13 protein-coding genes are annotated in these 11,330 nt (G+C 47.3%); 7 read left to right on the forward strand and 6 right to left on the reverse strand.

The window, feature by feature from the left end:
- Positions 1-10: 10 nt before the first annotated feature.
- Together Q1A41_RS09235 and hemE are read right to left on the reverse strand one after the other, a co-directional pair.
- The gene (locus Q1A41_RS09235) at positions 11-1,378 is read right to left on the reverse strand and encodes an HD-GYP domain-containing protein (protein WP_299977555.1); all 1,368 of its coding nucleotides are present in this window, start codon (positions 1,376-1,378) and stop codon (positions 11-13) included.
- Positions 1,379-1,492: 114 nt separating this feature from the next.
- On the reverse strand, positions 1,493-2,566 hold the full coding sequence (hemE, locus tag Q1A41_RS09240) for a uroporphyrinogen decarboxylase (protein WP_299977557.1): 1,074 nt from the start codon (positions 2,564-2,566) through the stop codon (positions 1,493-1,495).
- A 185-nt stretch (positions 2,567-2,751) separates the two neighbouring features.
- On the opposite strand from hemE, the gene Q1A41_RS09245 reads away from it, so the two are divergent.
- The 5 genes from Q1A41_RS09245 (at position 2,752) to Q1A41_RS09265 (ending at position 6,490) form a co-directional block, all read left to right on the forward strand.
- Positions 2,752-3,318 carry an RNA polymerase sigma factor gene (locus tag Q1A41_RS09245; protein WP_299977559.1) on the forward strand — a complete coding sequence of 189 codons (567 nt, stop codon included), beginning with the start codon at positions 2,752-2,754 and terminating at the stop codon, positions 3,316-3,318.
- Complete coding sequence (locus Q1A41_RS09250) at positions 3,308-3,805, forward strand: tetratricopeptide repeat protein (RefSeq protein ID WP_299977563.1); 498 nt, start codon at positions 3,308-3,310, stop codon at positions 3,803-3,805. The genes Q1A41_RS09245 and Q1A41_RS09250 overlap by 11 nt, the downstream gene beginning before the upstream one ends.
- A gap of 10 nt (positions 3,806-3,815) precedes the next feature.
- Entirely contained in the window at positions 3,816-4,763 is a 948-nt protein-coding gene (locus Q1A41_RS09255) for a DUF4097 family beta strand repeat-containing protein (protein ID WP_299977566.1), read from the forward strand.
- Between the two features lie 100 nt (positions 4,764-4,863).
- Positions 4,864-6,021, forward strand: a complete 1,158-nt coding sequence (locus Q1A41_RS09260) for an aspartyl/asparaginyl beta-hydroxylase domain-containing protein (protein WP_299977569.1) — start codon at positions 4,864-4,866, stop codon at positions 6,019-6,021.
- 22 nt (positions 6,022-6,043) lie between these two features.
- Complete coding sequence (locus Q1A41_RS09265) at positions 6,044-6,490, forward strand: thioesterase family protein (RefSeq protein WP_299977574.1); 447 nt, start codon at positions 6,044-6,046, stop codon at positions 6,488-6,490.
- Between the two features lie 48 nt (positions 6,491-6,538).
- On the opposite strand, the gene Q1A41_RS09270 is transcribed toward Q1A41_RS09265, so the two are convergent.
- Positions 6,539-6,973 carry a hotdog fold thioesterase gene (locus Q1A41_RS09270; RefSeq protein WP_299977575.1) on the reverse strand — a complete coding sequence of 145 codons (435 nt, stop codon included), beginning with the start codon at positions 6,971-6,973 and terminating at the stop codon, positions 6,539-6,541.
- A gap of 57 nt (positions 6,974-7,030) precedes the next feature.
- Positions 7,031-7,678: an MBL fold metallo-hydrolase gene (locus Q1A41_RS09275; protein ID WP_299977837.1), complete on the reverse strand. Its 648-nt coding sequence runs from the start codon at positions 7,676-7,678 to the stop codon at positions 7,031-7,033.
- Between the two features lie 198 nt (positions 7,679-7,876).
- Here Q1A41_RS09275 and Q1A41_RS09280 point away from each other — a divergent pair, with 198 nt between their 5' ends.
- Positions 7,877-8,797 carry an alpha/beta fold hydrolase gene (locus Q1A41_RS09280; protein WP_299977578.1) on the forward strand — a complete coding sequence of 307 codons (921 nt, stop codon included), beginning with the start codon at positions 7,877-7,879 and terminating at the stop codon, positions 8,795-8,797.
- A 35-nt stretch (positions 8,798-8,832) separates the two neighbouring features.
- Here the strand turns inward: Q1A41_RS09280 and Q1A41_RS09285 are convergent, their stop codons facing one another.
- Both Q1A41_RS09285 and Q1A41_RS09290 read right to left on the reverse strand, forming a co-directional pair.
- Positions 8,833-9,513: a phospholipase D-like domain-containing protein gene (locus Q1A41_RS09285; RefSeq protein WP_299977582.1), complete on the reverse strand. Its 681-nt coding sequence runs from the start codon at positions 9,511-9,513 to the stop codon at positions 8,833-8,835.
- Positions 9,514-9,606: 93 nt separating this feature from the next.
- Positions 9,607-9,975, reverse strand: coding sequence for a hypothetical protein (locus tag Q1A41_RS09290; protein ID WP_299977585.1), 369 nt, complete (start codon positions 9,973-9,975; stop codon positions 9,607-9,609).
- A gap of 305 nt (positions 9,976-10,280) precedes the next feature.
- Here Q1A41_RS09290 and Q1A41_RS09295 point away from each other — a divergent pair, with 305 nt between their 5' ends.
- The gene (locus Q1A41_RS09295) at positions 10,281-11,054 is read left to right on the forward strand and encodes an SDR family NAD(P)-dependent oxidoreductase (protein ID WP_299977588.1); all 774 of its coding nucleotides are present in this window, start codon (positions 10,281-10,283) and stop codon (positions 11,052-11,054) included.
- Positions 11,055-11,330 lie beyond the last annotated feature (276 nt).

Consider the following 11,330-nt stretch of genomic DNA (forward strand, 5'->3'; position numbering starts at 1 on the left):
GCCGCTTTTCTTAACCTATAAGGGATTGTTTTATAAACCCCAAAATGCCCTTGCGTTGAGTACTGAACAAATAGTCATCTCTCACCTTCGCGATATCCACCGGGTAGCTAGAGGGTTCTAGATCGTGAGAGATTTCAATTCGATCGACATCCTGTAAACGTTTTTTACCTTTGTCGATCTGCTTTTGCAAACGAATATCTTTTTTAGCCAAATCAAGCACAACTTGCTTTTTAAGGGGCTGCTTATCCTTATCAAGCACGAGCATTACCTTAGGCTTAAGGCGACGCTCAAAGTTTTGCTCTACCACTACGGCAACTTCACCATTACTTAGCTCTACCAAAGTGCCGGTAGGGTACAAGCCTATCGCGCGAATAAACTCTACCGTTAAATCTTCTTGGAAAGCGACATTACGTAACTCATACAATCGCGCCACCGCGCGCGAAGGCGACAATGCCTTGCTGCTATTGCGCGGGTTGCTGATTTCATCGTAAAAGCTAACCAAGCCAGCAATGCGGCCTAACACCGGGATTTTGTCGCCTTTTAAATGCTGCGGATAACCGCTGCCATTAATGCGCTCACAGTGGCTGTGAACAACCGCAATAGCTCGAGGCTCAACTTGTCGACTTTGGCGAAGAATTTCGACACCATAAAGTACAAATTTTTCGTACTCTAGCTCCTCTTCTTCGCTTCGATTTTCTTTGCGCAGCAAGGCGGCGCCTAATTTGACCTTGCCCACGTCTTTAAGCAAGACACCAAAGGCGAGGACATCCAAATCTTTTTTCGACAGGCCGATATAGCGACCAAATAAAATGGCCCAAATTGCACTTCGAACAGAATGGCTATAGCTGTGCTCATCGGCATCGCGAACTCGATTTAACCAACTTAGAGCATCTGGGTTGCGCAGCACACTGTCGACCATCTCCCCTGCCACTTTACGAGTGTTGGACAAGGCCTGGGTATCAACTGTTGCCAAGCCTTTGTCAATTTCAGAAATTGCCTTGGCAACTCGTTGATTCAAGGCTCGCGCCGCTTCAACTTCATTCTTCAAAGGGGTGTAATGGCTATAGACATTGTGACGCACCTTTAAAGGCGACACTTTTACATCCAGCGGCTGATTACTAGGACTTCTTTCGGGAGCTTCTGACTTTTTACGGGGAATTGGTGCAAGCGCATTGGGCCGGTTAGCCGGCCCCTTACCTTTTTGCACATCAATATAGACATGCTTACAGTAGCGTTTAAGCTGGTTGATCTCTTCTAGGTCACGAAGGTAAAAGCCTTGGAGCGGGAAAGGGGTTTGCGTCCACGGGCGATCTAGACCGGATACAAACATACCCAGCACCAAATCGTTAACGCCTACCTTTGCCTGCTTTAAGCCCAATGTCCTCTCCTTGAAGCCGCTTGGGATCAAATAACCAATGCGTGTCGCTATAAGCCCAGATTATCGCTGAGCTAAAAACAATTACCCTGATGGTATTTTAGTCTAATCAACCAATTAGTGATAGTCTGCAGACAGCTCGTGAACGGCTGAAATAAAGGCTCCAGCGTGATCTGGGTCGACTTCTGGGGTAATTCCATGCCCCAAATTAAAGATATGCCCTTCACCCTTGCCAAAGGCCTTAAGGATGGTACCCACCTCTTGTCGGATTCGTTCAGGCGAGGCATAGAGAATGCTCGGGTCCATATTGCCTTGCAAAGCCACCTGACTCCCCACCCGCGCACGGGCATCAGCGATATTGGTTGTCCAATCCAGCCCCAAAGCCTGGGCACCACTATCCGCCATAGGCTCAAGCCACTGGCCGCCACCTTTAGTGAACAAAATCACCGGTACTTGACGGCCATCATGCTCTTTAATCAAGCCATCGATAATGCGCTTCATGGGCCGCAATGAGTAGGTTAAATAAGCATCATGGGCCAGTGCGCCACCCCATGAGTCAAAGATCTGCACCGCTTGAGCGCCTGCCTTAATCTGCGAATTCAGGTAGTCGATAATCGAGTCGACCAGCTTGTCCAACAAAATCTGAAACAATTCAGGCTGGTCATACATCATCGCCTTGGTGCGGCGATAATCCTTACTGGAGCCACCTTCAATCATATAGGTCGCCAAGGTCCAAGGGCTGCCTGTAAAGCCAATTAATGGCACCATGCCATTAAGCTCACGGCGGATCATAGAGACCGCATCGGTCACATAACTTAGATCTTGGGCCGTATTCACCACCGGCAGATTCTCAATATCGGCAGCGCTGCGTAGCGGCTTTTTAAACTTAGGCCCCTCACCCGCTTCAAAGTAAAGGCCTAGGCCCATCGCATCTGGCACAGTTAAGATATCTGAAAACAGAATAGAAGCATCAAGCTGATAGCGACGAAGTGGCTGCAAGGTAACCTCACAAGCCAACTCGGTGTTTTTACAAAGCGACAAGAAATCACCAGCCTGGGCCCTAGTAGCCCTATACTCCGGCAGGTAGCGCCCAGCCTGGCGCATCATCCATACTGGGGTAAGATCTACAGGCTGACGTAATAGAGCGCGCAAAAAGCGATCATTCTTTAACTCGGGAAACGCTTGGGACATGGGTAAATCCACTACCTTTAAACTGTGCAAAATTGGGCCGCACTATACCATAAGCTGAGCGCGGGTTATGGCGCATTTATTGAGCTCAACCAAGAAATCGTTAAAAAATACAATCCAAACAAACGTTTTTGGACCGACTCACGTCATAATTTACAAACCAACGATCATATTCACGAGGAGAGCATATGTCGGCTGTTGTACAAGCCTACGCTGGCGAAGACCCAGATAGCTCCTTGGTGGATCTGGCCGCCGATGGCGATAGTCAGGCATTTAAGCAATTGTACGAAAGGCACTATAGACGGGTTTACGCCCTGTGCCTGCGCATGACCGCCAACTCGGAATCTGCCGAAGAGTGTACCCAAGAGGCTTTCATCAAAGCCTGGCGCAAGCTCGACAGCTTTAACAAGCAAAGTCGATTTAGCACTTGGTTACACACTCTGGCAAGCCGGACCACTTTAGATTATCTGCGTAAGCATAAATCTTGGCTAAAACTGGTCTTTAGCCAAGAAGACGAGGCCGTGCCAGAACCCCAGAGCGCAAGCCTGGAGCAAGACAGTATCGAGCTTTCTAGCCTGGACAAATTACTTTGCAGGCTACCAGAGCGAGCGAGAATTGTTTTTACCCTGCACGGAGTGGAAGGGTATCGCCATGTTGAAATTGCCGAGATGCTCGGTATTTCATCAGGCGCTAGCCGCGCCCAATACCATCGCGCACGCAATTTATTGCAGGAGTGGTTGAACCATGAAGCATAGTAAAAGTTTAGATGAGCTTTTGGCCGATGAGCGCCAATGCCCCGAAGAGATAAGCCCCAAGCGCGATCTCTGGCCAGGCATCGAAAAGGCCATTAACCAAGAGCAGCAAAAGAGCCCGAAAGGTTTATCCATTAACAGTAAGATTGCATTCAGCAGCGCTGCCTCAGTATTGGCCGCAGTATTGTTAATAAAAGGCCCAGACCTGCTTCCTAGCCAAGAGCCGACAATAGACAGCGGTATTGCCGCACTGGTTAATACCTACGAACAAGAAAAGCAGCAGATGTTAGTGAGATATCAAGGTCAAGAGGCCATAGTCAGCAACTGGCAGCAACAGCTTAATGACTTGGAGGAGGCCGCCAAGAGCCTAAGAAACGCTCTGGAAGATGACCCTGACAATGCAGTTTTAATTCATATGTTAGGCAATGTATACCAGCAGCAATTAGACCTTATTAATAAGGTTCACACACCAAAGTGGCAGCAAATTTAAGGTGAACAAAATGAACAAGACAATGTTAACTCTAGGCCTGGCATTGCTTTCCAGCGCAAGTTTTGCTGGCCAAACCATAGATCAAACACTAGATGCGGCTTCGAATGGCCGCGTACTGATCGATAATTTGCGCGGCGACGTTAGAATTATTGGTTGGGATAAGGAGCAGGTAAAAGTCAGTGGCGAACTTGATGATGAAGCCGATGGCTATGAATTCAAGCGCCATGGCAACCGGATTATCTTTGAAGTTGATATGCCAAGAGGCAATTATCGCGATCGCTCTAAGGGCTCCGATCTAACCTTCCATATCCCCAAAAACAGCAAATTGTTTAGTGAGGGTGTATTGGTCAATTTTGAAGTCAGCGGTGTCCATGGCGGTAGCAGTATTGAAACCGTAAACGGAAACATTACCGCCAGTTCATTAAGCTCGGAAGTTCAGCTAGAAACCATTAATGGAACTATTCGCACCGAAAACCTGAAGGGCCAGATTGAAATTCAGAGTATCAATGGCGGCATCGAAGATCGAAATTCTAGAGGGCAGTTAGAGTTCCAAACTGTCAACGGCCCTATTCATAGCACCACTGAAGCCGAATACATCGAGCTGCAATCGGTAAATTCAGATATCGAATTGGCCGTAATGGCCGATCAATTACAAGAGCTCAGCATTCAAGTCGCCAATGCTTCAGCGGACATCAATGTAAATCGCCTGGCCGATAATGGCGATATTCGAATCGATTCGGTAAGTGGGAATATTACGCTCAGCCTAGACCCCAAGGTTTCGGCGGACTTTAGTCTGCAGAACCATGCTGGCGGCCGTATTAAAAACAAGCTATCTGATCACGAGGCCAAGCGCCCTAAGTATGGCCCAGGCAGCTCTTTAGAAATGAGTCTAAATGGTGGCTCCGCCGATGTGATGATTACCAGTGTTAGCGCTCGCATTGAGTTAAAGCCGCACTAACAACACTGACAAGCACGAGCGGCACAAGCTCAAAAAGCTTGTGCCGCTTTGCCCAAGGCTCTACTCTTAAGCGTTTACTGATTGCCACAGAATAGAAGCCATGCAAGCCATTCAAGAACAACTAAACCAAGCTTCCTTAGCACTGCGCAATGGGCAAGCCGCCCAGGCCAAAGAGCTTTTCCAAACGGTATTAAAAGCACCACAGGCTCAATCGAATGCCGGTATCTGGCTCGGCCTAGCCTTTGCCTGCGGTAACGCGCAAGATCCGCAAGGCGCACTGGAGGCGGTAAACACTGCCCTGCAGATTCAGCCACAAAATCCTCAAGCCTTACTTTTCAAGGCCGATCATTTATGGCACCAGGGCGATAAAAACGCCGCTGCTGAATTTTACCAGGGCTTTCTTTTTCAAGCCCAGCAAAGCAACAATCTTGCACCGGACCTACAGGCCCAAGTTGCCAGAGCTCAAGCAAACCACGACAGTGTTGCCGCCGAACAGTTGGATTATTTACAAGCACAGATGGATGAGCTTGGGCTCGATGCCGAAGAAACCGGAGCACGCTTTCAGGAAGCTTTAGACATTAGCATGGGAAAAAAGCAGTTTTACCCACAACAACCGTCGAAATTCTTTTTTCCTCAGCTTCCCCATATACAATTTTTTGATACCGAGCAGTTTGACTGGGTACCAGAGCTAGAGGCACAAACAGCCATTATCAAACAAGAGCTAAAAGCAGCCCTAGAAAAAGGGGTAAGTTTCGAACCCTATTTGCAAAGCAGTGAAGATGTTCCAACGCTTAGCGACAGTAAAAACTGGGACAATGATGACTGGGGGGCTTTTTATCTTTGGAAAAGTGGCGAACGTCAGAATAGCGCTGAGGTTCACTTCCCCAATACAATTGCAGCACTGGAAAAGATTCCCTTTGCCAAGATTCCAGACAGTTCTCCCAATGTGCTTTTCTCCCGCTTACGCCCCAACACCCGAATTGAACCGCATTGTGGATTTTTAAATACTCGATTGATTTGCCACTTACCGCTTATTATTCCGGAAAACTGTGGGGCATTGCGCTGTGGAAACGAAGCACGCCCATGGCAAGAGGGCCAGGTAATAATCTTTGATGATTCGATGGAGCACGAAGCTTGGAACAATTCGGACTCGGAAAGAGTTGTGCTTATCTTTGAGATTTGGCGCCCTGAATTAAATGAAGCAGAACGTTCGGCCGTATCAAAGCTACTGCGCAGTATTAAAGATTACTCAGCTTAAACAGAACGATAAAGACCAGACTATGAAACCATCAGCCGATAGCCGTAGTGATTATTATTGGTTCACCCAAATGAGTACTAAATTTCAGGATAATGACATTTATGGCCACCTGAACAACAATGTCCATAGCCAGTTTATCGACAATGCCGTCAATCTATTTTTGCACCAAGAAGGTGGTTTAGATATGGCAAACGATCCTATTATTGGGCTCATTGTTAATTCTGGCTGCGATTATTTTAAGGAGCTGGGATGGCCGAAACATCAAAATATTGATATCGGCGTGCGCGTCAATAAGATTGGACGCAGCTCAGTGCAATATGCAGCAGGCTTATTTTCTGAGGGGGATAATGAAGCTGCAGCTCAAGGGCATTTCACCCATGTATGGATCAATCGAGAGACTCGCGATGCGGTAGAAATACCCTCGCCACTTCGCCAAGCGATGGAATCCGTTTTACGCAAAAACGATTAGCGCCTTACCATAAGGCGCTTAGCTTACACCGCCATTTGCAATGCAGTACTATTTTTTGTGGGGAACAACTGCCATCGTTAAGCGCGAGATGCAGCTCAGCCGCCCCTGATCGTCAACAATGTGTATCTCCCACACCTGGGAGCTTCTTCCTTTGTGAGCAAGCTTTGCCGTACCCGTCACTGAGCCTTCTCGCACGCCGCGCACATGGTTGGCATTGACCTCTTGGCCAACGCTAAACTCACGACTTGGATCAATCACCAAATTAGCACCAATACTGCCCAAAGTTTCAGCCAACACAACATTAGCGCCGCCATGAATCAAACCAAAAGGCTGAAAAGTACGATGATCAGCTGGCATTGTGCCACGAATATAATCGTCACCAATTTCAGTAATCTCTATACCCATTGCCTCAACGGCGGTACCTTTATGCCCTTTAGAAAACTCTGCTATATCAGGCTCTGAAAACCAAATTCTCTCTGTCATATCTTTCTCTACTTCTTTGCTACTGCTGCATTTACTTTTTTGCTTAGCCTCTTCTTGCTAACCAAAGTTTTTATCGGAAACAAAAGGGTTCGTTTTGCGCTCCTGCCCAAAGGTGGACATAGGACCGTGCCCCGGAATAAAACTGACATCGTCACCCAAGGTCCATAGTTGTTCACGAATCGATTTCACTAAGGTATCAAAATCGCCACGAGGAAAGTCTGTGCGACCAATAGAGCCCTGAAACAGTACATCACCAACAATGGCTAACTTTGAAGCACGATGAAAGAAGATAACGTGCCCAGGAGTATGGCCAGGACAGTGACGAACCTCGAGCGATTCTTCGCCAAATTGAATTTCATCGCCTTGCTGCAACCAACGATTCGGGACAAATGTATTGGCTTCTGGAAAGCCCATCATTTGCGCCTGATTAGGAAGAGATTGAATCCAAAAATCATCTTCTAAATGCGGCCCTTCGATTGGCAGCGACAAATCTTCGGCCAAAGCTGCCACTCCGCCCACATGATCCAAGTGCGCATGGGTATTGATAATCTTGACGAGCTTTACACCCAACTGCTGGACGGCCTGCTTGATACGGTCAAGATCACCACCTGGATCAACAATGACAGCCTCCATGGTTTTTTCACACCACAGTAAACTGCAGTTTTGCTGGTAAGGGGTAACGGGAATAACTTGAAATTTCACAATTCTTCTCTTATCAGGCGCTGAGCAACTCTTAAAAATGGTGCCCTAACTGTTGTAACATTGTTGGTATTGGCTGTGGCTTTTATAACGCTTTCAATCTTATAGCGTCATTATGCCTAAACTGGGCATTGCCCACAGGGGCTTATTTTTACAATACATTGACCTGCATGAACAAACAATAATAGAGACAAAGGAATTTATATGAAAAAGCTTGGTGTCGGCTTGGCCATTTTTGCCACAATAGCCGCTATTTTGATCGGCTTGGTATTGCCCAGTTATATGCTAGAAGCCAAAAACCAAGTACCCAAGCAAAATCCTGGCGACATCGGCTTAGCTTTTGAAGACTTATACTTCGAGCCCAAAGACGAGAATATCAAGCTGCACGCTTGGTGGATGCCCGCAACCGATGCGAAAGCCATTTTACTGATGGTACACGGGGCCAATGGTAGCAAAGAAGGACGCTTTCCTAACTCACTAGCCATGTATAAAGCGCTACTTACGGAGGGCTATTCCCTACTGGCAATTGATATGCGTAACCATGGCACCTCAGGAAGAAGTGAGCTAGGCGAGCTGGGCATGGGCATTGCCGAACGCCCCGATCTTATCGCCGCACTCGACCAGATTGAACAACGCAACCCCGAACAATTACCGATTTTTAGCTTTGGATTATCGATGGGTGGCGCTGCTGTAATCCACCTAGCTGATATCGATAAACGCAGCCGCGGCTTAATTTTGTTTGATCCGATGCTTCATACCGAAGATGCCCTAGAGCTAGGCTCTCAAGCCAGCACCGGTATTCCCAACTGGTTGGCCGATATGGTTGTGTGGAGTACCCTGCAGCAGCGCGATTTTCACGCAAATGCTTTAGATATTGCCCTTAAGCAAAATCTACCCACTTTATTACTGCAAGATGTTGGCGACCCAGTAACCCGCCTAGAACACGCCCAAACCCTGCACCAAGCAAGGCCGGAAATTAATTATGTTAGCTTTGCCGACCCGGCTAGCGATCACTGGATTTATGAAGACCATGGCGCCTGGGGCACCCATGTTGCCGCCTTTTATTTTGAACCTGAGCGCTTTATTAAGACTATTGTTGATTTTGTTGATCAGCATTCCAACTAAATGCTCTCTAGCAGGCTGTTGAAAAAGGCAGGCTATTATTTATAAGCCTGCCACAGCTCTTCAAAGAGCGCAGAAAACTGCCGTAATAAATCGCGTTCGTAAGTTAGCACAATGTTCTCTTGGTTCTTGGTGGTCGCACTGCGGGTCCAGTTAAAGCTGCCATTGATTAGCAAGCGACGGTCGAATAAGGCGAATTTATGGTGCATATGGTAAGGACTGTCGTCTAGTCTGAGCTCGACGCCTGCAGCCTCTAAGCGATCTATATCGCTGCCCATATCGTGGGATTTATCATTATCGCTGATAATTCGAACATCGATACCTTTGCGATGCGCCGCTAGGATAGCTTCGCTAATTTTGTCATCTGAAATCGTGAACACGCAGATATCGATCTGCTCACGGGCACTGTTGATCTGCTGAATGATCGCTTGGCGACAGGTATTGCCAGGGCTAAAGTAAGCTTGGTCGGCCTTATAGAAGCCACTATCTTGCTTACAAACTTTGACCACTTTTTGCAGCCATTCAAGAATAGCGGCTGGATTACCATCGTCTTTCGACATGGCATCTTTGGCCAGATCAAAAGCTCGATTGCGCACAAAGTTTCTCTCTGGCCCACTCAAGGCCTGTACAAAATCTCGCAGCTCTCGCTTTTCCTGATTATCCAGTCGGCTATCTGATAAAGAATCTAATAACAGTTTTTCTAATTGAGGCTTATCCATAACGACGCCACATCATAGTTTTCGGAATCGTTCAGGATAGTGAGGGCTGGAGGCGAATTCAACTACAAAGGCTAGCGGGCCGCCCCGATACACTTAGATCGCTTGGGCAATTTCAGCCTGAGGAAGGTATTCCAACAATGTATTGTTAGCCGAACTTACTCTGACAGCCTTGAGATTCTTAGGGAAATCCACCCAAGTATAGCTAGCGGTTTGCGGATGCATTAAGCGATAGCTGTTAAGGTTTTTCTTTTGATCATGAGCAGAGCACTCACATTGATGTGGATCCATGCAGAACTCAAAGTCATAAATACCTTCGTCAGCATTGGGCTGCTGCCTTGCAAGACGCAAGATGGCGCTATCAGGCTGCTGACAGCAGTGCCCTAAGGCGACAACTACGAGATGTGGCAATATCCCCTGGTACTCTTCTACTTCAACCCTTTTGACGCGCTGTGAACTGATCATGGTATGCATCATCCTTTTATGCATTATTCATTATTGTTAGTTGTCGGCCATTACCGCCAAAGACTTGAATCTACCCCCAATGACGGCTGGCAATGCTACGCCCATCCGTGCCAGATAAACGTGAATGAATCGGCAGTTTGCAGGATACACAGGTAAAGCTGAGCTTAGTTTCGTAATCATTGCACCAGTAGACATTTTGAGCGCGCACCAGCACACAATCTATATGCGACATCCTGTCAGTATTCACCCTTTGCGCTATTACTTTTGGCTCTTACAATGGGGCAAAACACTTTAAGGAGTTAACCATGCAAGCACTATTTGATTTACAAGGTAAGGTCGCTATCGTCACCGGCGGCTCTCGTGGTATTGGCGCCATGATTGCCCAAGGCTTTGTGGCCGCTGGCGCTCGAACCTATATCACGGCTCGTAAGCAAGCTGAATTGGAAGCCACTGCTGCCGAGTTAAGTAAGCAAGGCGAGTGTATTGCTATCAGCTCTGATCTGAGCACAATGGAAGGTATTGAAAGTTTTGTTGCTGAAGTACAGGCCCGTGAATCGCAAGTTGATATATTGGTTAACAACGCTGGTGCGACTTGGGGACAGCCTATCGATGAGTTTACTGAGCAAGGCTGGGATCGAGTGATGGATTTAAATACTAAATCTATTTTCTTTTTGAGTCAGAAGTTGCTGCCTCTTTTGAGAACGGGTGCCAGTGCTGAAGACCGTAGCCGTATTATTAATATTGCTTCCATTAATGGTTTAACCAACCCTAACATGGAAAATTATTCTTACTCGGCCAGTAAGGCGGCAGTGATTCATTTAACCACTCATATGGCGGCACGTTTGATTAAAGATAATGTGTTGGTTAACGGTATTGCGCCTGGTTTTTTCCCAAGCAAGATGACGGCCTTTATTTTGGATCACGATGCGCAAGCGGCGGCAGCTTCGGTTCCGGCGGGGCGTGTGGGTACTCCGGAGGATGCTGCGGGCACGGCGATTTATTTAAGCTCGCGAGCTTCGGCTTTTGTGAATGGTCATACGATTGTGCTTGATGGTGGGCAGGTTGCTAATGCTCATTGATAGTAAATACTGAGATCAATGCCTGATGGATGCGGCGTAGTTGCTTTAAAACAACTCATTAGCTTCCATCCGCTTTTATTCCTTTCAGGTTTTGATCCGAAACACGCTTAAACCATCCTAGGGCGCTCGACTTCGCGGCGTGGATTCGTCGCCATCCATGGCGCTCTACCTGCGGTCAAGCCCAAATTTCCTCCAAGGAAATTGGTCATGCCGCTCCACGGTTTCGGATAAAAACCTGAAAGAAACAAAAGCTATTAAGAATACACTTTGAAAAAA

The organism is uncultured Pseudoteredinibacter sp., from assembly GCF_947502065.1.
Taxonomy (GTDB): Bacteria; Pseudomonadota; Gammaproteobacteria; order Pseudomonadales; family Cellvibrionaceae; genus Pseudoteredinibacter.